Annotated in this window: 22 protein-coding genes and 3 tRNA genes; 7 read left to right on the top strand and 18 right to left on the bottom strand. The window is 37.4% G+C overall.

Annotated elements, in window-relative coordinates:
- Positions 1 to 385: 385 nt before the first annotated feature.
- Entirely contained in the window at positions 386 to 2,875 is a 2,490-nt protein-coding gene (locus tag SJY37_RS00955; RefSeq protein WP_298328614.1) for a M14 family metallopeptidase, read from the bottom strand.
- A gap of 121 nt (positions 2,876 to 2,996) precedes the next feature.
- Here SJY37_RS00955 and bshC point away from each other — a divergent pair, with 121 nt between their 5' ends.
- Positions 2,997 to 4,592 (top strand): bacillithiol biosynthesis cysteine-adding enzyme BshC, encoded by a 1,596-nt coding sequence (bshC, locus tag SJY37_RS00950; RefSeq protein ID WP_298328612.1) that lies wholly within the window; start codon positions 2,997 to 2,999, stop codon positions 4,590 to 4,592.
- Between the two features lie 145 nt (positions 4,593 to 4,737).
- On the opposite strand, the gene SJY37_RS00945 is transcribed toward bshC, so the two are convergent.
- Together SJY37_RS00945 and SJY37_RS00940 are read right to left on the bottom strand one after the other, a co-directional pair.
- Entirely contained in the window at positions 4,738 to 5,391 is a 654-nt protein-coding gene (locus SJY37_RS00945; protein ID WP_298328610.1) for a hypothetical protein, read from the bottom strand.
- Between the two features lie 73 nt (positions 5,392 to 5,464).
- Positions 5,465 to 5,920 (bottom strand): tRNA (cytidine(34)-2'-O)-methyltransferase, encoded by a 456-nt coding sequence (locus SJY37_RS00940; protein WP_379953351.1) that lies wholly within the window; start codon positions 5,918 to 5,920, stop codon positions 5,465 to 5,467.
- Positions 5,921 to 6,042: 122 nt separating this feature from the next.
- Between SJY37_RS00940 and SJY37_RS00935 the strand changes: the two genes are divergently transcribed.
- Together SJY37_RS00935 and SJY37_RS00930 are read left to right on the top strand one after the other, a co-directional pair.
- Positions 6,043 to 7,218 carry a BamA/TamA family outer membrane protein gene (locus SJY37_RS00935; RefSeq protein ID WP_379952697.1) on the top strand — a complete coding sequence of 392 codons (1,176 nt, stop codon included), beginning with the start codon at positions 6,043 to 6,045 and terminating at the stop codon, positions 7,216 to 7,218.
- Positions 7,219 to 7,305: 87 nt separating this feature from the next.
- Positions 7,306 to 8,631 carry a M24 family metallopeptidase gene (locus tag SJY37_RS00930; RefSeq protein WP_379952696.1) on the top strand — a complete coding sequence of 442 codons (1,326 nt, stop codon included), beginning with the start codon at positions 7,306 to 7,308 and terminating at the stop codon, positions 8,629 to 8,631.
- 1 nt (position 8,632) lies between these two features.
- Here SJY37_RS00930 and SJY37_RS00925 read toward each other — a convergent pair whose 3' ends face one another.
- A complete protein-coding gene (locus SJY37_RS00925) occupies positions 8,633 to 8,776 on the bottom strand; it encodes a hypothetical protein (RefSeq protein ID WP_379952695.1) in 144 nt (47 codons plus the stop codon).
- A gap of 232 nt (positions 8,777 to 9,008) precedes the next feature.
- Here SJY37_RS00925 and SJY37_RS00920 point away from each other — a divergent pair, with 232 nt between their 5' ends.
- Positions 9,009 to 10,673 carry an IPT/TIG domain-containing protein gene (locus SJY37_RS00920; protein ID WP_298328601.1) on the top strand — a complete coding sequence of 555 codons (1,665 nt, stop codon included), beginning with the start codon at positions 9,009 to 9,011 and terminating at the stop codon, positions 10,671 to 10,673.
- Positions 10,660 to 12,054 (top strand): hypothetical protein, encoded by a 1,395-nt coding sequence (locus SJY37_RS00915; protein WP_298328599.1) that lies wholly within the window; start codon positions 10,660 to 10,662, stop codon positions 12,052 to 12,054. Before SJY37_RS00920 ends, SJY37_RS00915 begins: the two co-directional genes overlap by 14 nt.
- 91 nt (positions 12,055 to 12,145) lie before the next feature.
- Here the strand turns inward: SJY37_RS00915 and SJY37_RS00910 are convergent, their stop codons facing one another.
- From SJY37_RS00910 to SJY37_RS00870, 9 genes are all read right to left on the bottom strand, one after another.
- Complete coding sequence (locus SJY37_RS00910) at positions 12,146 to 13,162, bottom strand: glycosyltransferase family 2 protein (RefSeq protein WP_298328597.1); 1,017 nt, start codon at positions 13,160 to 13,162, stop codon at positions 12,146 to 12,148.
- Positions 13,153 to 14,145 (bottom strand): NAD(P)-dependent oxidoreductase, encoded by a 993-nt coding sequence (locus SJY37_RS00905; protein WP_298328595.1) that lies wholly within the window; start codon positions 14,143 to 14,145, stop codon positions 13,153 to 13,155. The genes SJY37_RS00910 and SJY37_RS00905 overlap by 10 nt, the downstream gene beginning before the upstream one ends.
- 92 nt (positions 14,146 to 14,237) lie before the next feature.
- Positions 14,238 to 14,705 (bottom strand): sterol desaturase family protein, encoded by a 468-nt coding sequence (locus SJY37_RS00900; protein WP_013751435.1) that lies wholly within the window; start codon positions 14,703 to 14,705, stop codon positions 14,238 to 14,240.
- A 16-nt stretch (positions 14,706 to 14,721) separates the two neighbouring features.
- The gene (locus SJY37_RS00895; RefSeq protein WP_298328592.1) at positions 14,722 to 15,561 is read right to left on the bottom strand and encodes a phytoene/squalene synthase family protein; all 840 of its coding nucleotides are present in this window, start codon (positions 15,559 to 15,561) and stop codon (positions 14,722 to 14,724) included.
- 1 nt (position 15,562) lies between these two features.
- Positions 15,563 to 17,023, bottom strand: a complete 1,461-nt coding sequence (locus tag SJY37_RS00890) for an NAD(P)/FAD-dependent oxidoreductase (RefSeq protein WP_298328590.1) — start codon at positions 17,021 to 17,023, stop codon at positions 15,563 to 15,565.
- The gene (locus tag SJY37_RS00885; protein ID WP_298328588.1) at positions 17,016 to 17,945 is read right to left on the bottom strand and encodes a MerR family transcriptional regulator; all 930 of its coding nucleotides are present in this window, start codon (positions 17,943 to 17,945) and stop codon (positions 17,016 to 17,018) included. The genes SJY37_RS00890 and SJY37_RS00885 overlap by 8 nt, the downstream gene beginning before the upstream one ends.
- 235 nt (positions 17,946 to 18,180) lie before the next feature.
- Positions 18,181 to 18,263, bottom strand: a tRNA-Leu gene (locus SJY37_RS00880).
- A 145-nt stretch (positions 18,264 to 18,408) separates the two neighbouring features.
- Positions 18,409 to 18,481, bottom strand: a tRNA-Lys gene (locus SJY37_RS00875).
- 126 nt (positions 18,482 to 18,607) lie between these two features.
- Positions 18,608 to 18,680: transfer RNA gene (locus SJY37_RS00870), tRNA-Lys, on the bottom strand.
- A gap of 120 nt (positions 18,681 to 18,800) precedes the next feature.
- Here SJY37_RS00870 and SJY37_RS00865 point away from each other — a divergent pair.
- Positions 18,801 to 19,322 (top strand): shikimate kinase, encoded by a 522-nt coding sequence (locus SJY37_RS00865; protein WP_298328586.1) that lies wholly within the window; start codon positions 18,801 to 18,803, stop codon positions 19,320 to 19,322.
- Here SJY37_RS00865 and SJY37_RS00860 read toward each other — a convergent pair.
- Positions 19,314 to 19,817: a phosphoribosyltransferase family protein gene (locus tag SJY37_RS00860; protein ID WP_298328584.1), complete on the bottom strand. Its 504-nt coding sequence runs from the start codon at positions 19,815 to 19,817 to the stop codon at positions 19,314 to 19,316. The two genes, SJY37_RS00865 and SJY37_RS00860, sit on opposite strands and share 9 nt — an antisense overlap.
- A gap of 41 nt (positions 19,818 to 19,858) precedes the next feature.
- A complete protein-coding gene (locus tag SJY37_RS00855) occupies positions 19,859 to 20,254 on the bottom strand; it encodes an RNA-binding S4 domain-containing protein (RefSeq protein WP_298328582.1) in 396 nt (131 codons plus the stop codon).
- An 89-nt stretch (positions 20,255 to 20,343) separates the two neighbouring features.
- Here SJY37_RS00855 and SJY37_RS00850 point away from each other — a divergent pair, with 89 nt between their 5' ends.
- Positions 20,344 to 21,369 carry a hypothetical protein gene (locus SJY37_RS00850; RefSeq protein WP_298328580.1) on the top strand — a complete coding sequence of 342 codons (1,026 nt, stop codon included), beginning with the start codon at positions 20,344 to 20,346 and terminating at the stop codon, positions 21,367 to 21,369.
- A 297-nt stretch (positions 21,370 to 21,666) separates the two neighbouring features.
- On the opposite strand, the gene SJY37_RS00845 is transcribed toward SJY37_RS00850, so the two are convergent.
- The 3 genes from SJY37_RS00845 to SJY37_RS00835 all read right to left on the bottom strand — a co-directional run bounded on the left by SJY37_RS00845 (position 21,667) and on the right by SJY37_RS00835 (position 24,242).
- Positions 21,667 to 22,296, bottom strand: coding sequence for an outer membrane beta-barrel protein (locus SJY37_RS00845; RefSeq protein WP_298328578.1), 630 nt, complete (start codon positions 22,294 to 22,296; stop codon positions 21,667 to 21,669).
- Between the two features lie 98 nt (positions 22,297 to 22,394).
- Positions 22,395 to 23,348: a transketolase family protein gene (locus SJY37_RS00840; RefSeq protein WP_379952694.1), complete on the bottom strand. Its 954-nt coding sequence runs from the start codon at positions 23,346 to 23,348 to the stop codon at positions 22,395 to 22,397.
- Between the two features lie 48 nt (positions 23,349 to 23,396).
- Positions 23,397 to 24,242: a transketolase gene (locus tag SJY37_RS00835; protein ID WP_013751445.1), complete on the bottom strand. Its 846-nt coding sequence runs from the start codon at positions 24,240 to 24,242 to the stop codon at positions 23,397 to 23,399.
- Positions 24,243 to 24,251 lie beyond the last annotated feature (9 nt).

The raw sequence follows: 24,251 nt of genomic DNA, 5'->3' as shown, positions 1-24,251 counted from the left end.
TCCAATGCAGAGATTAAAATCAAGATTAATTTTTTATTTCCAATTCCCACCCTTAAGGGCTGGGGAAAGGAAATCGCCAGTTGAAAAGTTTTACCCCGTCCCTAAAGGGTGACTTTTCTAAATTTTGATACCATTCCAATTCCCACCCTTCAGGGCTGGGGAACGGAATTGGCTGACTGATTTAGGGTCGGAGCAAGGAATTGCCAGCCGAAAAGTTTTCCCCGTCCCTAAAGGGTGAACTTTTCTTAGAATTTAAACTTTCAAAGCATATAACCTACCCACAACAGTGTCCCTCTTCCAAGAGGGAGTCAGGGAGATGTCCGCAAGAGTAACAAAAAAAATACCCTGAAACAGGGCATTTTTTTTGTTTTAGCAAGCGTTGTATTTACAATCGGTACTTCCCGTTATTGGTCAAGAAAATAGCATTGGCAAAAAATAACTTTCCATTGTGCCAGAAAGCTCTAAAAAGTGGATCATCTACCATGTAGATTACACTTCCACGCCCCATGCGTTCTTCTCCAAAAATAAGAGACTTGCTAAGTTTTGCTTTGGCATTATCACCCGCAAATCCTGCAACGTTGGTTACTTCTTCTGGAATGTAAGACACGTTAAAACCTTTGTCCAGATATGAATAAGAGTTGCTTCCTAGTTTTAAAGAGTAATAGGTGTCGTTATACCCAAAAGCCATAGGATGTGTAGGGTCTACTTTGGTTTTAAAGATAGAACCTGTTATAAAGTTTGTCGTGCTTGCGTTCTCGCGCTCAGCATATGGAGTGAGATTATCATCGCTCGAAGTATCGTCGTCGTCACTTGAATTGCTGTTGCGTTTTAAGTTAAATCCAGATTTTCCAGCAAAACTTCCTACGGCATTCGCTATCGCGATTACTTTTCCGCCACCGCGCACAAAATCTTTTACTTTATCTAGTGTACTATCATTAAGCACACTTCCGTACCAGCCGCTAGGCATTACAAGTACATCAAATTCTTCAAGGTCAACACGTCCTAAATTACCAGTGTCAATCGAGGTAGCAGGATATCCTAGTGTTTGCTCAAAGAAATACCAAGTGGCTCCATAACTTAATGATGAGGTTCCTTCTCCTTTTAATAATGCAATTTTCGGCGGATTGATAAGCTTCATAGATGATGATCCAAAGTCAGGACCAGAGGTCGAAAATGAAGTATTCGTTGCGTTAAGGATTCTGTTATGCTTTCGCGAAAGCGTATTTACAACCTCATTAAAATCTATACGTCCTTTGTTATCACTTTTTGTAATTACTAGCGATCCTCGTTCATAAGAGATACCATTATTTGCAAAAGGCTTTTCTGTAAAACGTACTTTAATTCCTTCCTTTAATAATGCTGCAAGTAGCTTTGCATCTTCAAGGCTATTCCACTTTGCGATATAACCTGCTGCGTTTGCATTCAGGTTTGAGTTGTTTATGGTAAACGGATTTACCGCATTTGCAGTAACGAGTGACGTGCTTGCTACAGCTTTGAGGCCATAAGCATGCGGTAAACTCCAGGCAGTAATGTCATAGGTAAGTGGTGTGCTCAGTTTTGCATCTGGCTCAAGAAGCGCTTTTACCATTTTACCTTTTGGCTGATTAGTGCTCACGACCATAGCCATATCATAACTCATGCTTCCTTGACCGTTTGAGGTATAAGAAAATCCTGAGGCTTTCCCGTTTGATGAGAAGCCATATTTGATCTCGTGCCTGTCTAGCAGTGTCGCAAGTTCTTTAAGATTGTCTAGATTTCCAGAAAGTACGTAGCTTTTATATTTAAGGCCGCTTGTGTTGAAATAGTCTTTAAATTGGGTGTTAAGCTTACCAGCATTTGCAGAGGATATTTCTATAGTAGAAAGTCCTGTGGTTTTGTGATGTGCCACACGGTCAACAAGTGTAAGTTCAAAACCTTGATCTGTATCTATTCCTAATCCTGCACGACCGTGACCGGCTTGCTCGTAGGTCATCCCAATTGCACCCATAAACATAGGGTATGTATCTCCGTATGATGGATAGAGTAAGTCAAAACTCTCTCCGGTAAAAAATAGCCAACCTTCTTTATCAAAATAACGAGCGTGGTTTTTTCCTATTTCTACTTGAAATTCTTGTTGCCAGTCTGTGATGATCTCATTAAAAGGCTCTGCTGCTGGAGCAAAGTAATAAGGACTATTAATGCCTTGCTCGTGAAAGTCTACATGCACGTGCGGCATCCATTTATTGTACACTTTTAATCGTTGCTGTGATTCTACTTGTGATGCCCACGCCCAGTCGCGGTTGAGGTCAAAAAGGTAGTGATTAGGTCTTCCTCCTGGCCACGGCTCATCGTGCTCTGCAGCTACTTGTGCTGGGTCGTAAGGTGTAGACGCTACTTGGTTAAACCAGTTTGCATAGCGATCACGCCCGTCTGGATTTACACAAGGATCCATAATAATCACGGCATCTCTTAACCATTCTTTTTTTGACGTAATTAACTCATATAGTGTCACCATAGAAGCCTCTGTAGATGAAGCTTCATTACCGTGCACGTTATAAGAAAGCCAGACTATTGCCTTGTCTGCCGTACCAGAGTTGCCGGTTGCAATACCTGTTTGCTCCAGGTTTGCCTTGCGTATATTTTCTAGATTGCTATGGTTTGCGCTTGTGGTAATAACGGCATATGTAAGGGGTCTACGCTCGTTAGTTTTACCATATTCTTGATAGGTGACTAGGTCACTATTTTCGGCTACGTGTTCAAAGTAGCGCACCACGTCTGAGTGTCGTGAGAACTGTGTTCCTATCTCATAACCCAGAAATTCTGATGGAGATTGTACTTGAGCGGTAAGTAATGTTGTGAGAAATAAGGCGACAAAAAAGCTGTAGATTCTGAGCATTTGGTTGGTTTTAGCAAAAGCTAAAGCTATAAAAAGAGCTCGCCGCAAATCAGCGTTTTAACGTTTTTTTGGGAAAAGTCGCAATTTATCAGAATTATCTTTACTATCTAAACCATAATTTATGCCAACCGACTGTCTGCCGTACCGAGAAACGGGGTATTTTTCTAATCTTATCACAAACTATCTAGATCAAGAAGAAGCACTTAAGCCCTTTTATCACAGATTTCCTACAGCAGATAATCTTATCAAACAGGCAGAAGAGAAAGGACAATTTTTTAGTCCGCTTTCGCGAAAGCGTTTATATGATTCCCTCATCGCGCAATATAAAAATACAAACACCTCTGCCGAGACGCAGCTCAACCTCGAGCATCTTGCTAGCGAAAATACGTTTACCATCACCACAGGGCACCAGCTCAATTTATTTACGGGGCCGCTCTATTTTTTATATAAAATTATCTCTGTGATTAATCTCTGCAAGGAGCTTAAAGAGAAAGATCCAGACCGCAATTATGTGCCTATTTACTGGATGGCGACAGAAGATCACGATTTTGACGAGATTAACTATTTCAATTTTCAAGGTAAAAAAGTGCAGTGGAATCGTGAAGACGGTGGCGCCGTGGGCGAACTCTCTACCGATGGACTGGCTGAGGTACTAGCATTGTTTAAAACACAGCTGGGGACTTCAAGAAATGCGGAGTACCTCTCAAAACTTTTTAGTGATGCCTACCTCAATCACGATAACCTGGCAGATGCAACGCGCTATCTAGGCAACGAGCTTTTTGGTGAGTACGGCCTTGTCATTGTAGATGGTAACGACGCGGGACTTAAAGAATTATTTGCTCCTTATGTACAACGAGAATTGCTAGAGGGCGTGTCGCACGCAAAGGTGACACAGCAAACAGAGCAGCTCACTGCGCTAGGCTACCCAGAGCAAGTGCACCCTCGTGAGATTAACTTGTTTTACATTACAAAAGGCATCCGTGAGCGCATTATTAAGGTGGATGATATGTATGTGGTAAATGATACAGATATCCGCTTTCGCGAAAATGAGATACTCAACGAGCTTGCTAACCATCCAGAACGGTTCTCGCCTAACGCCCTGCTGAGACCACTTTTTCAAGAAGTGATTTTACCAAATCTTTGTTACATAGGTGGAGGCGGAGAGCTGGCATACTGGTTCCAACTTAAAACATATTTTGAAGAAGTAGAAGTTCCATTTCCAGCATTATTACTTCGTAACTCGGCATTAATACGTACCGAAAAGCAACGTACAAAAGCCGAAAATCTAGGCGTGTCGTTACCAAATTTATTTCTAAAACAAAACGAACTCATTAACCGAAAGGTGCGTGCCATCTCAAATGTAGAGATAGACTTCTCTGCACAACGCAGCTTTTTAAAAGAGCAGTTTAAAGCAATGCATTTACTAGCCGAAGAGACAGACGCTAGTTTTATAGGAGCCGTAAAAGCTCAAGAAGTAAAACAACTCAAAGGTTTAGAAAACTTAGAGAGTAGATTGCTGCGTGCACAAAAGCGAAAGTTAAGTGATCACGTACAACGCCTAGTAGATTTACAAAACGAAGTTTTCCCAATGCAAAGCCTGCAAGAAAGAAATACTAACTTCTCACAGTTTTATCTAGAATTTGGCGAGCAACTCATCCCTGAACTTGTAAATGCTCTTGAGCCGCTAGGCGGCGAGTTTACGGTGGTTACTTTGTAGGGAGTATTAATTTAGAGCTTGACCGTGTCTAAATTGAATATTGGATTATTGTCATACTTTCTTTTAATTACAATAGCAATTCCAAAACTATATCAAAAAGAAGCTTCTTTTTTAATTCAGTTCTTGTTCGCTACTGTCCTTTTATTTATTCGTATCTATTGTAAAAATCACTTACGAAGCATAATAATGATAATGCTTTCAAACTATTTTTTTCGGAACCATAATTATTAGATAAACCGTGCATAACTCCGTGTCGATTCAAGTCGCTGAAATAATTAGGATTGTTATCTTTTCGTGTGTCAACATTTAAAGGACTCTCTTCTCCCAAAATATTTACAATATCAGGATTTTTTCTAGAGTCTATATTTTTTTCAAAATTCTTTCTTCCGATGAACATCTTTGATTCTGTAATTCCGTCTGCTTGAGATAAAAATAGAATTGTTGAAGAATAGTACAATTTCATTTTGTGGGAATTAAAAGCTTCCTTTATAATCTCACTTCTTTCTGAGTATGTGCCGACTAAATTTTCTTCAATATTATCAATCTTTTCATTAAAAAACTCAGTCAAAATTTCATCAATCTCATTAAAGTTTTTAGACCTTCCTAATTCTGTTAATTCAGCTATTTTTTTTAGTTTAAATTCTCTAGGAATGTACCAGCCAAATTTTAATAAAATTAAAGCACTTTCTTTCATTGAGAAATTAGGGATTCTTAAGTGGTTTAATGTTATCTGTGAAATCCCCCCTTTTTCGTTTAACTCCGTGAATAATCTTTCAGTTGTCGTTTGAGTTCTCTTCATTTTGTTATTTTCTAGTTTTATTGGGTATTCAAGTAATTATTAATAAACCAATTCAGATTTTTTTTCTCAATATTCATAAACCCAACTGCCTTATCCCTTCATAAGCTACAATTCCCACGGCATTTGCGAGATTTAGGCTTCTGATGTGTTCGCTAAATAGTGGGATTTTATAAAGTTGGTCTGGGTGTTTTTCGGTGATTTCTTTTGGGAGTCCTTTAGATTCTTTTCCAAAGACGAGAAATAGGTCTTCTTCAAAAGGAATGTCATAATGTGATTTTGTGCCGTGACTTGAGAGAAAGGCCATTTTCGCGAAAGCGTTCTTATTAAAAAAGTCTTCTGTATTATCATAATACTGTACGTCTAGATGCTGCCAGTAGTCAAGACCTGCGCGTTTAAGGCGGGTGTCGTCTATCTCAAAACCAAAGGGTTTTACAAGGTGCAACTTGCAGCCAGAACCGAGGGCAAGCCTACCTATGTTACCTGTGTTGTTTGGGATTTCTGGATTGATGAGTACAATATTGAGCATAATGGCTTGCTTGATGGAATGTATGGTGTATAAATGGTGTGTGAGATACTAATGTTATCACAAAAACTAAAGCTTGTCACGGGCTATAACTCCCGTCTACAGTATCTTTACTCAAAAATAGCATTTTGAGAGTAAACTACTTCCCCCAGAAAATTATATATACCGTTGTAATTCTTCTTATTTCTTTAGGAAATACGCAGAATGCACAAGCGCAGGATTTTGAAAAAATTAAAGAGTTTTTTACGTTTCATCCTAACCACAAGGCTGTTGCAAAAGATAGTACTTTATATGCATCTAAGTTTATAGCGGCACCAGTAATGAGTTACAGTCCGGAAACAAATTTTGCCTTTGGGACGGGTGCAAAATACTTATTTAAATTTAACGGTAGTGGGGAGGAGACGCGTGTGTCTAATATGCCTATCACGCTGCAGTACACACTTAATAGTCAGTTTTTTGTTTATTCTGGATTTGAGATTTTTACAAACCAAGAGAAGTGGGTGATAGAGGGTAATATCCTTTTTCAAAATTACCCAAGACTGTTTTATGGTTTTGGCACAAACTCACCAGAAAGTGAAGAGGAGGAGTATAATTATTACCAGTTACTAGTGGAGCCTATCTTTTTAAAGCAGGCTTTTACACGTTACCTTTTTGTAGGTGCAGGTGTGCGATTTAATCACATTTACTCTGTTGATATAGAAGAGGGCGGACTTATAGATCAAACCAGACCTACGGGTTATGATGGCTCTACGTCGCTAGGTGTTGAGGTTGCTGCACTGTATGATAACAGAAATAATGTACTAAATGCTCAAAATGGATGGTACCTAGAGACGACGAGAGGTCAATACTTCGAGGCGCTAGGAGGTACACATAATTTTGATTTGACACGTTTTGATTTAAGACATTATACAAAGCCATTTGCAGATAAAGATGATATTCTTGCATTCCAGATGGTGGGAAGATTTACTCGCGGTGACTTACCGTTTTCTGAGTTTTCTTTTCTTGGAGGTAGTGAGATTATGCGTGGTTATAGAGAAGGCCGTTATATAGGTAGAGATTTACTTGCAAGCCAGGTAGAATATAGAAAGACGTTTAAGAACTCTCGTTTTGGCGCTGTATTATTTGCCGGTGGAGGTGATATCTATAATGATGTAAGCGATTTTCAGTTTAAGAATTTAAAACCTACCTATGGAGGTGGTCTTCGTTTTATGATAGATAAGGAAGAGCGTCTCAATCTTCGTTTTGATGTAGGTTTTGGTAGAGGTTCTAGTGAGTTTTACTTAGGGATTGCAGAGGCATTTTAATAGCGAGCAGCTAGTTTAATTTGCATCATTTTATTTTTAGAGATAGGAACAAAATTTCTATATTACTCTGAAAATAATCCTGATACGATGCTTAAACCTTTACTCTTTTTTCTTTCCATTTTTTTAGTTTGTAGTTGTGCTCAACAACAAGAACCAGAAGTTGCCATAAACCCGGAAACGTACTGGGGAGAAAACCCTTGGCCAGACATTAGAAAGAAGCGTATTAGTCAGCTATTACCGCAAGCACTGAAAACTGCAGAGGTAGATTGCTGGATGACTATTTGTAGAGAAAATAATAATGACCCCATTGCAGATCACATAGGAGGAGAAAATGCTGGTGGTACCGCCGTGTTTTTATTTTACAACGATGCAACTGGGTTTCATTCTAAGGTATTCTCACCTTCTGGAGAAGCAACTGCGCTAGATGACCTAGATATACACGGGGAGGTCGTGAGTGTAGCTCGAGGAACCTCTGCTATTGAGCAAGCCTCAGATTTTGTCAAAACAAAAGATTTTAAAAGTATTGCCGTAAACACATCTTCAAATAATGTGATGGCAGACGGACTTACGCATACACAGTATGAAGAAATCGCTACTGCCTTAGGTGACGAAACCTCAAAACTAGTATCCTCTGAAGAGGTGGTCTATGAGTGGTTATCTATAAAGCTACCAGAAGAAGTTGCCATCTTAAAGAAAGCAGCAAAGCTCACTGCCCAGTGGCAGATTGAAGCCTACGAGCAAGTAGTGCCTGGCACATCTACAGATGCAGACATTGCAAAATATTTAAAACAAAGAATGACCGAGTATGGCGTGACAGATGGATGGGCACCTGCTCAAAATCCTAATGTAAATTCTGGGCCAGACCGCGGGCACTCGCACGCTACAGATAAAGTAATTATGCCTGGTGATGTGATACAAATAGATTTTGGCATCAAAGTATATGACAGGTGGGTGACAGATATACAGCGATTTGCATATGTTTTAAAAGAAGGCGAGAGCGAGGCTCCAGATGAGATTATGCACTACTGGGAAAGTTCTAAAGCTGGAAATAGGGAGGCACTCGCTGCGATGAAACCTGGCGTTAAAGGAGTAGATGTAGATAGAGCCCAGCGCGTACTTATGGAAAAAGCAGGGTCTGACTATGTGATGTGGAGCACGGGTCACCCCGTAGGCTATGTCGCTCACGATGTAGGACCTAATCTAGGAGGTTCTCAAGCATCACACGTAAGACCAGCCTCAGAAAAAGTGATCAAGGAAGGGATGACGTTTGCCTTTGACGGTTTTCACTCTTGGAAACTAGCAGACGGCGGTGTAAAAACAATGTCTGTAGAGGAGATGGCTGTAGTAACAGAAAATGGAGCGGAGTATCTTATTGCTCCTCAAGAAGAACTTGTTCTTATCTCAAATGAATAATTTAAGCAAAAAACCAGTAATCTTTAACCGCTACTTTGCCCCAAGCATCGAGTAGTGCTTGTATTTCCTTCTTTCCATCGGGAGAAGAAACTACAATCATAATCTGCGCATTTTCTATAGACGGGACATCTGTAAAAGATTGCATACGTACATCATAAATGTCTTTACCTATCTGTTTCTCATTATTAGAAACCCAGTGAAAGGTGTCATTATAGGATTGTTTGTACTTAAGAAGAATACTTAACTAACATATGCGAATATTACAGTAGTGGAATATTCATATTTGTAGGCTAAGCCCAAAAATAATTACTACTTTTCTTTGAAACATAACCTAAGTAGGACTTTTGATTTATATTTTTACTACTCAAACTTTTTAAATGAAATACGTTTTTTTATATCTAAGTCTCTTACTTCTATCTTGTGGAACAGACGATGGCCAAACTATTACAATGACTAATTTACCGAATACATCAGGTCTTTTAGGTCAAAGAATTTCATTAGATATAGCCGAAGTGAATTTTGATAGTAACATCCAAGTTTTTTTTGGTAATGAACAGACATCATTTTTTATTCAAGAATCAGGTGTAATAAACATTTTGATTCCAAGATCACTTGATACAGCGCAAAAAAATATAGAGGTAATTGATTTGAATACAAATGAAACTATTGCTGTATCTAATTTTTCATTATTAAGTCCTTCCATCTCAGGTTATTCAACTGACCAAGCTATATTTGGAGAGCCATTTGAAATTTTTGGTGAAAATTTTGATATTGATATAGATGATATTATTGTTGAAATAAATAATGAATCTGCTCAAATTTTAGAATCTTCATACAATTCTATAACCGTACTCTTGCCATCGTTTATTGTTGAATCTCATCTTAATATTGAGGTGACGGCTCAAAGACAGATTGTAGTTGATGATCAATTAGATTTATTAGAACCAATTTTGACTATCCCCGATGGAACAAATGTTTTTTATGGTGAATTTGCAGTTCAAGGTATAGGGTTGAATCCCGAAAGTTTAGGTAGTGTTTTTGTAGATGATGTTGAAGCACGTTTTTATGTAGCAAATGATTTCCTTGTAGTAGATATTCCGCCGGGGATTTACGATGATTTTACAATTCAGGAACTACGATATGAGTATGCGGGTTTTGTGACAGTTTTAGATGCAGAACTTTCTATTGTTGAAAATGCTATTCTAGTAGACCAAAATCCAAATGTAACTGAACATTCTTACGTTTTTGATCAAGATATTTACGGTTTAGGAAACCTAAACGATTTTGATGATCATCTGGATCCAATTTACGCGCTTTTTAAATTTGAAACAGATACAGAAAAGTGGGAAAGGATAGGAGATTGGGAGTTTGAAGGTATTATAGAATTTACTGTATTTGATAATATTGATAGGATCTACTTACAAAAAACGCCTTTAGGTAGTGATCCAGTTTACGAGTGGAGCTTTATAGATCTTAATTCTTTTGAAGAAACGCTTATTGAAACACCTGTAAGTAGTACTTTATATAATTCAAATGTTTTTGCTTTTCAAGACGGATTATTCGTCTTAGGAGGTTTTATCTTAACACCTGATGATACTATTGATATTCAAAATTTTAAGTTGAAATTAAATAGGAATACTTTAGAGTGGGAGGAGCTTCCTTCTAATGCGTTGGAAGGGTTTCCTTTGCCAGAAGCCCAAAATGGAGGCAATGTATTTAATCCAAGACATGCTGATGGTAAATTGTTTTTATCACAATTTGACAGCTTCAATCCAACGATCATTGTGAATGCGGATTTTTCTGTAGAAACATTAAATCAACAAGTTTCATTTATAATAGATAACTATGTTATAGTCAAGTCTGGGAATATTTTACGGAATTTACAGACAGGAAATCAAATTGATTTTAATGGTACTGTACCTGAAAGTATTAAATATGTAGGAGGTGAATTCTATTATATTTCTATTAATGAATTCAATTATTTTTCTAATGAGTATCTAACTGCTAGATTTAAACCCGGAATATTCAATGCATTATTTTAAGAAAGTATACCAGTTACTTTTTGTAGTCCTAGTATTGTCTTGTTCTAAAGAGGATGAAACGACTACTACAACTGATGACTTTGAAGTATCAATTGAAAGTTTAACTATACTAGAGAATGAAATAGAGATTAATTGGGAGATAAGCAAGCCTATCAATTCTATAATTAATAATATTAGCATCTATAGGAATGATACATTTACCGCTTCAACGTTAGTCGTAGATCAATTTATATCAAATACTCCATCAAATGCTACATCTTATATTGATTTTGATGTACCCTACACAACCTCTGTTTCCTACACTGTACAAGTTCGTTTTAGTTTCGAGAGCGATGGACAGACTGAGAGTCTTGAAGTTACAAGCAATAGGGGAGTTCTAGACAGAGATTTAGTAACCTTTAATAATGTCCCATTTCAGGTAGAAAGAGATAGGTTAGAGCAAAATATATACCATATTTATGACCGTAATTCTACTTCTAAATTAGTAAGATACAATACCTCCGCAGGTAAAGTGTCTGAGATATTTAATCTTGGTTCTGGACTATCTCGTTTTAATAAATTTCAGTTTCGTTTTAACAATTTATTGGTAGTAACAAATACCGAAGGAGAAGTTAAAATCTTAAATACAGGTGATTACGGACTGATTAGTGAGTTTGAAGTTCCTGATAATGAGATTATTAAAACATTTGCATTTGTAGGTGAAAAATTTTATTATAAAGGTCGAGATAGCTTCTACTATTCCTATAACCTAAATACGGGAGAAAATTTTAGAGCGCCAGTGGGAGCGGGAGATATATTACTGAGCTATGATAACCAAGAAAGCGTGTTTTATATTATAAGCCGTTTTGATGCTGCTCAAGCTGGATTAATGCGACTAGTAGATAATTGTCCTTCTGAAGTTGAATGTAATGTAGAATTCGTTAATCAAACAGGTGATATCAATCTTCAAGGTTTCGGAATAGACGGAAGTAATATAGATCCAAATTTATTTGTTATTAATGAAGAGTTGGAAATCTTTATTTCTGGGAGATCAGGGTCAGTTTTTAGTTTAAATTCTTTTGAACAATTATCAAACTTTGAATTGTTAACAAACGATAAGTATTTTAATTTCTCGATAGGTTCAGACAATAAGATTTATGCGGCAGTACAAGCAAAGAAAGAGATACACGTTTTTGATAGTCAGGATTATACATTACTAGAAAGAATACCGACTATAACCTATCCTATTCATATATTACTAAGTGAAGGAAATGGAAATCAAAAAATTGATGTTGTTGGTACTTACCGACCGCTTCAATATTTTTCATATGGTTTCGGTTCAAACACTGGAGGGAATTTCGATTTTCAAGAGTTAGCGGTTATAGAGCATGTTGTTAATTAATGAATCAACACCTTAAGATTACTTTGTTTAAAAAATAATCCCTTCTTTTCTAAATAAAAGCACTCCAATTCATGAATAATGTGCCAATAAACTAAGCAAAAAACCAGTAATCTTTAACCGCTACTTTGTCCCAAGAATCGAGTAGTGCTTGTATTTCCTTCTTTCCATCGGGAGAAGAAACTACAATCATAATCTGCGCATTCTCTATAGACGGGACATCGGTGAAGGATTGCATGCGTACATCGTAAATGTCTTTGCCTATCTGTTTCTCATTATTTGAAACCCAGTGAAAAGTGTCATTATACGATTGTAAAATCTTAGCCATATCCTTACCGTTACGGCCGGCACCCCAGAGTACGAGTGGTCGTGTGTTATCACGATCTATCTCATAAAAGAAACGCATTTTCATATCAAAGTAGCGATTGTCTTTATACTCGTCCCAAGTACGTGAGATGCGGTTAGAGCGATCACGCCAGTGGTGAAGTATGGCATCTATGCCTATAACTTTGAGCCCGTGTTTGTACATACGGAAACATAAATCGTAATCTTCTGGATAGATAACAGGATCAAAAGCACCTACGGCATCAAAATCATCTTTATGAATCATCCAGCAATGTGACGGGATAACGCACTCTTTATAAATCTGCTGGTAGTGTGTGCTTGTTCTCGCCACCTCATTAAGCCAGCGTTCATAGCGTAAAAAACCATCACCTACCTCGCCCTCATCTACAAAGTGCTCTGTACCTCCAGCAATCACGTGCCCTTTTCCATACTTATGCCACTCATCTACGAGAAGCTGAATTTTATAATCTGGCATTTTATCATCAGAGTCCATTCTGTTGAGCAGGGTTCCGCGCACTTCTCTGTATCCACATTGTAATGTTGGGATGAGTTTATAACCGTCACTGTCAAAAACACGAACGCGTGTATCTTGCTTTGCAAATGCCGTAAGAATCTCTGGAGTCTCATCTGTACTGTGATCATTTACAGCAATAAGTTCCCAGTTTTGATACGTCTGGTTTATAATCGAGTTTATGCAATCGTGTAGATATGGAGCCGTGTCTTTTACGGCCATTATGATAGATACGAGGGGTTGATTTACTGCCACGATTTTGGAAGGTTTTTTGTGATTTCTATAGGGTCAAAAGTACTACTTTCTCTCGCGCCGTGTTCGGTCACCCATTTTGCGGTTTCTTGTAATCCTTGAGCAAGTGTTGTAGCTGGTTTTGGGCTAAAGATTTCTGTAAATTTTGAGTGGTCTGCATAGGCGTGTACTACTTCCTCGCGCTCTTCTAGATGGTTGATGGTTACCTCTTTTTTCATAGCAACTCCTACTTCTTTAGCTAGATCATTTACCGTGTTTTCGGTGTCTGCGCCTATGTTAAAGATTTGGTTGTTCGCTTTCGCGAAAGCGTAACTAGCCGCAATATAAGGTGCCACATCATCTATGTAGGTAAAAGCACGGGTCTGATTTCCGTCGCCAAAGATGGTAAGCGGTTCATCCTTTAATATCTGATTCATAAAAATGCCCACTACATTGCGATACTTATCTCCGATGTTTTGCCCAGGCCCATACACATTGTGCGGGCGAAAGATAATATAGTCAAGCCCAAACATTTTATGTGCATTATCGAGATCCATCTCTACCGCATATTTTGCAATACCATAGGGATCTTCGGGTTGTGGTTTTTGCGATTCTTTAAGTGGTAATTCTTGAGTTCCATACACAGCAATAGAGCTTGTAAAGATGAACTTCTTTATGTTGTGATTAACCGCTGCATTAATGAGATTGATGCTCCCAATGAGGTTATTCTCGTAGTTGAACTTACGGATAAAATGGCTCAACCCTTCGGCGGCATATGCAGCTAGATGGTATACGTAGTCAAAATTATATTGATTAAAAATAGCGTCAATAAGTGAGACATCTATGATAGAGCCATTGATAAATGTTGCGCCTTCTGGAATGTTGTCTTCAAAACCACCAGAGAGATCATCAAGTATAACGACTTGATGATTTAAATCTAGTAAATGACGAGCAACATGACTTCCTATAAAGCCAGCTCCACCAGTAACTAATGAGGTTATTTGCATGCTGCAAACTTAGAAAAATGAATTGAGAGGAGTGTTGTTTTGCTTTCGCGAAAGCATAAAAAAAACCACCTTTTACAGTGGTCTTTTATATTTTATCTCTTGCTTGCTCTCGCTTGCTTGAAGTATTTTACTGGAGGAAAGAGCATCCCAAAAGATTCTCCATCTCCTTTACCTAAATGTTTATGGTGCATTTTATGTGCTCTTCTTAATGCTTTACCGTACCATCCATTTGCATTGCGAAATAACTTAAATCGCTGATGAATAAATATGTCGTGTACGCCAAAGTATGCAAGACCATAGGCAAAAATACCTAAGCCTATAGGTAGACCTATCCATACGCCTTCGTACTGCCACAATAGGAAACAGCCTATTGAAACTAGGGCATAAAAAATAAAGAAGAGGTCATTTTTTTCCCACCAAGAATTGTGTTTTTTGTGGTGGTGATCTTGATGAAGTGACCATAAAAAGCCATGCATCACATATTTATGTGTTGCCCAAGCTAGAAATTCCATTACGACGAATGTCATTACAAAAACGAGTATCCAAAGAAATGTTTGCATTAGTATAGGGTAAAATTTAAATGAGGTTTAAACGATATTTTACATAGCTACGAGCCAATAGACTAGCTTTTACATAGTCTGGAACTCGTACACGTGTATTTTTAATTTCGGCAGAAGGTACTTTCTTGAGTTTAGTAAGCAGCTTTTTGTAATATCTAAAGGCAGTGTACACTCCAAACTTAGCTTCTATAGGTAGTCTGTTGATTCCCGCAAGACCTTTTGCAAAGTCTTCTTCTATATCTGCAATGATGCTTTGCTTTGAAGCTTCGTCAAGTTCGTGTAGATTTGTATCTGGAAAGTAGGTTCTACTTAGTCCTTCAAAATCTGCCTTGAGATCACGTAAGAAGTTTACCTTTTGAAAAGCAGAGCCTAGACTCATGGCGCTTTCCTTAAGAGATTCATACTGCTCCTTATCTCCTTGTACAAAAACCGTAAGACACATAAGGCCTACTACATCTGCGCTTCCATAGATGTACTCTCTGTACTCTGCATCTGTTAAGTAATCTGACTTAGTAAGGTCGAGACGCATACTTTTCATAAAAGCATCTATGTGCTCTTGTTCTATAGCAAACTTGTGTACCGTCTCTTGAAAAGCATTGAGAATAGGGTTTAAGCTTATCTTGTCTTCTAGCGCATTTTTAAGATCTTGATCAAAACGTTCGAAAAGAAGCGCTTTGTCATAATCATGAAAAGAGTCTACAATCTCATCTGCAAAGCGTACGAAACCATAAATATTGTAAATGTCCTGTCTTATTGACGGCGCAAGCATCTTTGTAGCGCTGGCAAAGGAAGTACTATAAGATTGGGTTACAACCTTTGCACAACTTCTGGAAACGGTGTCAAATAATGATTTCATATTAACTTTTAATTTTTGCTATAAGTTGAGAAGTTAGCTTACCAGATATAAGTGCTGGAGGAACTCCAGGACCAGGAACCGTTAACTGCCCAGTAAAGTACAAATTTTTCACTTTTTTACTTCTTAAATTCGGTCTAAGAAATGCAGTTTGTTTTAAAGTGTTTGCCATTCCGTATGCATTTCCTTTAAAACTGTTGTACTCGCTTATAAAATCCTTGACGCAAAAAGATTCATTAAATAGTATGTGACTTCTAAAATCTTGACCAGAAAGTCGCTCTAGCCGTTCCATTATAATATCAAAATATTTATCTCTAAGTGCTTGTGTATCTTCTACTCCTGGTGCTATTGGTATCAAGAAAAATCCATTTTCTTTACCAGCTGGAGCCATAGTCTCATCACTTAAAGATGGGAAATTTGCGTAGAATAATGGTTCTTTAGGCCAAGCAAGATCATCATAAATAGTTCTTGCGTGTTCATTAAAATCGGTGTCAAAAAATAAATTATGATGAGCGACTTTATCAAATTTCTTATCAAATCCTACATAAAATAGTAGGGAGGATGGTGCAAAAACTCGGCTATCCCAATATTTCTCTGAATACTGGCGATGAGCAGGCTCTAATAAAGTCTCAGTATGGTGATAGTCTGCACCACTTACTACGATGTCTGCATTGATTGTTTCACCATTGACAACAATTCCTTTAGTTACTCCGTTTTCTACAATGATTTTTGATGCGCCTGCATCTGTATGCATGGTTACACCTAGACTTTCGGCTAGTGAGATCATTCCTTGAATAACAGAATGCATACCACCTTTAGGGTGCCAAGTGCCCAAGCCAAAATCTGCATAGTTCATAAAGCGATAAAAAGCAGGCGTCTTGTCTGGTTTTGCACCAAGAAAAAGCACTGGAAATTCTAAGATAGAAACAAGTTTCTCATTTTTAAATGCTTTACGCACATCATCACTTATCGTTTTGAAAAATTGTGCAACTCGTACAGCAGTCTCCGGTGTTACTAGCTCAAATGGAGAAAGGCCAGGTTTATTTACTACATCATTAATAGCAATGTCATAATTAACCCCTGCTTCTTTGATGAATTTTTTTAATGCTGGTGAGCTGCCCGGTTCTATGCGTTCAAATTCTATAGCAATTTTATCAAGGGTGTCACCTATGGTCACAATCTCATCTGCAAACCAAACATGATATGCAGGATCCAGTTTTTCTAAGCTGTAATAATCTGATACTTTCTTTCCAAAATCACCAAAGAATTTTTCAAAAATGTCTGGCATCCAGTACCAGCTAGGTCCCATGTCAAAGGTAAATCCATCACGTTTGAGCTGTCTTGCTCGTCCTCCTAGCGTACTGTTTTTTTCATAAAGGTGAACCTCATTTCCTGCTTTGGCAAGATAACTTGCTGCAGATAGAGAGGAAAATCCAGAACCTATGATTATAATTTTTTTATGCATATGATGGGGTAGACTGTTTTATAACATTTACAAACTCTCTTATGCTAAGCATAATATGAATGTTTGAAGGGATTTTTGTTTCATCTATTTTACTAGTCATAGCGCCTAATACGTATAAATCTAATTTCTGATTTTCAAAAACAGCATTAAAATCTTCAAAGTATTGAGGAATCTCACTTTCTAAAGGATTAACAGTGAAGTAAGAGGCAAATGATAGATTAGGATGGTTAACTGAAAGATACTTTAAATTTGAAAGCATGATACTTTGCCCTAAGTAAATAACTTTATATCCGTGAGAAACCAACTCGTAATTAAGAAATAATAATCCTAACTCGTGTATTTCATTCTCAGGCAGGAAAAGCGCAAATGTCTTCTCTTTTAACGGTGGGACACTGATTTGCGTTTTTTCAATATTAATAAGAATTTTATGCTTGATGAGATTGAATATAAAATGCTCGTGCGATGGATTTATGGTATCCGTTTGCCATAACAATCCTATTTCGTGTAGTAATGGTATAAAGACTTCATAAAATATATCTACAAAGGGCTTCGTCTCATTAAGTGCATTATATGTTTTATGAAATAAATTTTGATCAAAATTCATCATTGCTATTTTAAATGAATTGATAGCATGATTTTCACTAGACTCGTTAGATTCAGAAATTAAGCTTGCAACAAGTGCTGCTATTTCCTTTGTAGAGTGACGGGCAATTTTTGAGATTTTGTATTTATGCTCCGTAAGAAACACAACATTAAGTAATTTCTGTAAATCGCTTAGTGCATATGTTCTAATATTGGTATCCGTACGTTGTGGTTCAAGGAGTCCATATCTTTTTTCCCATATACGTATAGTATGTGCCTTAATGCCACTTAGGCCTTCAAGGTCCTTTATACTAAATTTTGTCTTTACAGCATTTTTCATAAAACTCCTTATTTATATGTAAAAGTATGGAATTAAATTATTTTGTTTAACCTATGAGTATTAAAATTTAAACAAAGTTTATGAAAATGTAGTTACGCTTTCGCGAAAGCGTGATAATTTAAGGTAAGAATTAGTTTAGTGAACCTTCTGAAGCCTTATCGCTTAATGGGTTGTGGAATATCTATGGAAGAATTGTAATAAAAAAGAGAGTTAATCATGTGATTAACTCTCTTTGTACCCGGAATGGGACTTGAACCCACACGCAACTAGTGCACACGGCCCTCAACCGTGCCTGTCTACCAATTTCAGCACCCGGGTAGATAAGCGGCATTTTATCAATGCGGGTGCAAATATAAAATGTTCTTATGAGACTCTAGAGTGAATCTAAAACTATTTTTAAGGGTTGTTGAATTTAAAGCATAAAAAAACCTTCATCTAGTGATGAAGGTTTATACTCATAAAGTGACCTGGCCGGGGCTCGAACCCGGGACCCTCTCCTTAAAAGGGAGATGCTCTACCAACTGAGCTACCAGGTCGTCATTTTAACGAGGGTGCAAATATAAAGTCTTCTTTCGAAACTCAAAGCATAATCTGAAATTATTTTTTGATTTTTTTTGCATAAAAAAACCTCCATCAAAAGATGGAGGTTTGCACTTATCAAGTGACCTGGCCGGGGCTCGAACCCGGGACCCTCTCCTTAAAAGGGAGATGCTCTACCAACTGAGCTACCAGGTCATTGCCTCATTGCGGGTGCAAATATACATCTAATTAATTCTTATTTCCAAACCTTTTAAATAAAATTTTCATTCTTTTTTTTAGTTTAATATATACCTTTGTTTTTCAATAAGTTCGCATATGAAATATTTTTTAATGGGGTACATGGGGTCAGGAAAATCAACCATTGGACCACTACTCGCTGAAGCACTTTCTTACAAATTTTTAGATTTTGACACCTATATAGAAGAGGCAGAGGGCGATAGTATCTCAGAAATATTTAAAAATAAAGGTGAAATTTATTTTAGAAAAGCCGAAACAAGACATCTAAAAGCGTTAATTGATGAGAATGATGGTGATATAGTAGTCGCTTTAGGAGGTGGAACACCTTGTTATGGAAACAACTTGGAGCTTATTAAAGAAGCAAATGCAAAGACAATGTACCTTAATTGGAATTTTAAAGTACTTGCAAATAGGTTATGGGAGGCAAAAGAGGAGCGCCCACTGATTGCTAGCATGCAATCGCTAGAAGATCTAGAAGATTATATAAGGAAGCATTTATTTGAGAGAGGGTTTTATTATAACCAGGCGGATGTTGTGATTAAAGTAGAAACCCAATCACCAAAAGAATTAACTGTCGAAATTTTAAAGAAACTATTCTAAAACAGCAGTATCATTGCCTTTTCTAAAAGTGACTTTTACAGATTCATTAAGTGATGTACTCAAAGAGATGCCTTTAAAATCTGCTTTTACGGGGTATTTTTTGTGATTTCTATTTACTAGTACAGCTGTCTTAAATCTCTTTAATGGCACATCAAGAAAATGTTTTACGCCATATACGAGCGTCGTTCCAGAATTGAGAACATCGTCTATAAGAATTACAGATTTGTTTTGGTATTCACTTGCTGGAAGACTTGTCTGTACAGTACCTAGCGGATTTTTCTTATCCATAGTCACTTTACAAAGAATTGTCTTGAGAGGAGATATCTCTGCAAGAACCATAGCGAGACGTTCGGCAAATTTGTAACCGTTATCTGCAATGCCTGCTAGAATCACTTCTTCTTCATTTGCATTGCTTTCGTAGATTTGAAAGGCAATGCGCTTTGTTTTATGAGCTATTGCTTGATGATCTAATATTTTCTCCAGTTTAACTTTCATATCTGTGCTAGCTTATGGGTTAAAGATATTCAATTAACCTACTATTCTTCTTCATCGCTTTTAAAAAAATCGTCATTGTTGTAAATCTCATCAATGCTTCTTCTGTCTTTTTTAGTAGGGCGACCCACTCCTTTTTTACGATAATAATCTTTTGAGTATTTAAGTAATTCTAGTTTCTCAAGATTTTCCTTAGGAGTTTTGTCGCGCACATACATGCCTACTAGTTTTGCACCTAGCCTGCTTTCAGGTAGGTCAAGGACCTCTAGTACGTAAGTGACTTGGTTTTTACGCACAGAAATGGTGTCAGAAGGATATATGTCTCGAGAAGGTTTAATAGAGGTGTTGTTAATTTTGACTTGACCTTTCTTGCAAGCTGCTGTAGCTATAGATCTAGTCTTAAAGTAGCGCACGCACCATAAATATTTGTCTACTCTCATATAAAAAGGGATAAAACCGCGTTAATAAAGGTAAAGTAATGTGCAAAAATACATCAAAATTGTATCTTGCAGTCCTTAAATTAAAATTGATGAAATTAAGAAATTACCTAGGTCTAGCGATAGTTTTACTACTATGTGTTGGTTGTCCTGAAGACGATGATGCAGACATTACGATTGTTCCTCCTAGAGATAGGGGAGAGCAAGCAATTGAAGATGATGCAGAGATACGTGAGTATTTAGAAACGCACTTTTATAATTATGAAGAGTTTGAGAATCCTACAGTAGACTTTGATTATCAAATACGTTTTGACACAATAGCACTTGCAAATAGTGATAAGACTCCTCTTATAGATAGACCAGAATTATCAAGTCTTACGTATAATCGTGAGGATACAGATCAAACTATTTACATCTTAACAGCAAGACAAGGCTCTAGCGAAAAACCTGCAGCCACTTATGCAGATTCTACACTGTTAAATTATACAGGTAGAAATTTAAATAGTTCAGTTTTTGATTCCTCTCCTAATCCTGTATGGTTTGATCTTGCTAGGACTATTGATGGTTTTCAAAATGGTGTAGCTGGTTTTAAAGGAGCTGGATCTGGACCTGTTACAAATGGAGATGGAACGACTGCATATGAGGATTATGGAGTAGGGGCCGTTTTTATACCTAGTGGTCTTGCGTATTTCAATCTTCCTCCAGGAAGTGTTGAAATATATAGTCCACTTGTATTTACTTTTTCTGTTTTTAATGTAGTCATTACAGATCATGATGGCGATGGTATAATCTCAATAGATGAAGATCTTGATGGTAATGGGTTTCTTTTTGACGATGCAGATGACCCGGATAATGATTTGTCATTTGCATACATTGATCAAGATGATGATAATGATGGTGTTCTTACTAAATTAGAGATTATACGTGATGAAGATGGAAATTTAGTTTCTTTTATAGATACAGATGGAGACGGAATAAGTAATCACCTAGATAGCGATGATGATGGTGATGGTAGAGATACCCTAGATGAAATTGTAATCAATAGCACAACTGGAGTCGTTACATATACAGATACAGACGGAGACGGTATACCTGATTATCTAGATGCAGATAGTTAGAATTTAATTACGCTTTCGCGAAAGCGTAATTAACATACTTAAAAGGCACATTGTTTGAACAATGTGCCTTTTTTATTTGAACTAATTTTTGATGCTCAATCAAGTGATTTGAGAAGGTTATTAAATATGTTAAGTGGTTCGATATGTAGATTATAAACTTCTACATCGAGGCTAGAGATTGAGCATAATTGCTTGTTTTATGTCGTTCCTCTTAGAAATAGGTGCGAGGTATACCAAAAAGAAAATCGGGTACTCTTATTAAGAATACCCGATTTTAAAATCTATATTTTTTTAAAGCTAGTTCCCTCCATCAAGAGAGTACGATAAACTTAAAATCCATTGCGATGGTCTTGCATCTACTTTAAACCCTACACTATTATCTTCAGCCTGAGCTTCTGTTACAATGGTATTGTCTGTAAATGCTCCTTCATATCTCACATCAATTCCTAGCTTACCAAATGAAAGCCCTGCACCTAGCTGGTAGCCTACAGTAAATGAATTTTCCGGATCTTCAAAATCAATGTCTATCCCGTCAAATTCATCATCTATAATGTACTGAAAAGAAGGTCCAGCCTTCACATTTAAAGGACCTATAACATTGAAACCTACGAGTACTGGAATGTCAATTTTTGACAATTCATAATCAATACTATTTGAGCCTGAAATATTGCTCTGATATTCTGTATTAATTTTAGTGTAAAGCAGTTCTGGTTGTATAAAAATACCAGCAAACACTGCCTTGTAATAAATACCAGCATGAAAGCCAGACTTATTTTCTTTGTCAAAAGTACTTTCGGCAAATTCTGAGGTAAACTCTAGATCGCCTACAGATCCATAATTTAGTCCGCCCTTGATTCCGAAGCCAGCGCTTTGGCTAAATGCAGTCATACCTGATAAGAGTAATACTGCTACAATGATTTTTTTCATAATTGAAGTTTTATTGATTAATAAAGAGACAAATAAAAAGGCAGTATGTTACAATCATACTGCCTATGTCTTTTTATATAAACGGTTGTGTTGTTTGATTATTTTCTAGCAACTACTTTTTCTACAGCCTTTACAATAGCATCAGCATTAAGCCCGTACTTTTCCATAAGTTGTGCTGGCGTTCCACTTTCTCCAAAGGTATCTGCTGTCGCAACATACTCTTGCGGCGCAGGGTGAGTAAGAGATAGCTCTCTTGCCACACTTTCTCCTAGACCTCCTAAAAAGTTATGCTCCTCTGCAGTTACCACGCCTCCCGTCTTTTTTACAGACTTGATGATTGCCTCTGCGTCTAGAGGTTTGATAGTGTGTATATTGATTACATCTGCTGAGATGCCTTTTTCGTTAAGTACTTTGCAAGCCTCAAGCGCTTCCCATACTAGGTGGCCAGTCGCAACAATAGTTACATCATTACCTTCTTGTAATTGTACTGCTTTCCCTATTTCAAATTTTTGATCTTCTGGAGTGAAGTTAGCTACTACTGGACGTCCAAAACGTAAATAAACTGGCCCTACGTGATCTGCAAGAGCTATAGTAGCCGCTTTGGTCTGGTTATAATCACACGTATTTATTACTGTCATCCCTGGTAACATCTTCATGAGTCCGATGTCTTCAAGAATTTGGTGCGTAGCGCCATCTTCACCTAAGGTAAGACCTGCGTGAGATGCACAGATTTTTACATTCTTATCAGAATATGCGATAGACTGTCTAATCTGGTCATAAACACGACCTGTAGAGAAGTTTGCAAAAGTTCCTGTAAAAGGAATTTTGCCACCTATTGTTAGTCCTGCTGCGATACCCATCATATTAGCTTCGGCAATTCCTATTTGGAAAAAACGTTCAGGATTTTCATCTATAAACGTTTGTATTTTTAGAGAACCTATAAGATCTGCACAAAGAGAAACAACATTAGGATTTGTCCTTCCTAATTCTGTCATTCCAGCTCCAAAACCTGATCTTGTATCCTTACTGCCTGTATTTTCGTATGTTTTCATTGTAATGATTTTTGGTACGCTTTCGCGAAAGCGTAATAAGAAAAAGGTTTAGTAGTCGCCTAAAGTTTCTGGATTCTGTGCTAGAGCACTCGCGAGTTGCTCATCATTAGGAGCTTTACCATGCCACGCGTGTGTGCCCATCATAAAGTCTACACCATTACCCATGATTGTGTGTAATAATACACAAACTGGTTTTCCGTTTCCAGAAAGATCTTTGGCTTGATTCATTCCTTTTACAATAGCTTCTACATCATTTCCTTGCTCGATATCAAGAACAATCCACCCGAAAGCTTCAAATTTTGCACGCACACTTCCCATGTTTAAAACGTGGTCTGTGCTACCATCTATCTGCTGTCCGTTAAGATCTACGGTAGCGATAATATTATCAACCTTTTTTGCCGAAGCATACATAATTGCTTCCCAGTTTTGACCTTCTTGCAATTCACCGTCTCCCATTAAGGTATAGATAGTGTGGTTGTCTTTGTTAAGTTTTTTTGCTTGAGCTGCACCTACCGCAACACTTAATCCTTGACCTAGTGATCCAGAGGCGATACGCACTCCAGGAAGCCCTTCATGTGTAGTAGGGTGTCCTTGTAGTCTAGAGTTAAGTAATCTAAAAGTATTAAGCTCTTCGACCGGAAAATATCCAGAACGAGCTAATACACTATAAAAAACTGGAGAGATATGCCCGTTTGAAAGGAAGAAGAGGTCTTCTCCTATGCCGTCCATATCAAATCCTTCTTTACGTTCCATAAGCTCTTGATAGAGAACCGAAATAAATTCGGCACATCCTAATGATCCGCCTGGGTGTCCAGAACTTACTTTGTGTACTTGTCGTACGATATCTCTACGCACTTGGGTTACAAATGCTTCTAGCTTCTCTATGTCTGCCATATTGTTGAA

Origin of the sequence: Dokdonia sp. R78006, assembly GCF_042466145.1 — a bacterium.
Lineage (GTDB): Bacteria > Bacteroidota > Bacteroidia > Flavobacteriales > Flavobacteriaceae > Dokdonia.
The sequence above is the reverse complement of the archived record's forward strand: the minus strand, read 5'-3'. Positions and strand labels throughout refer to the sequence as shown.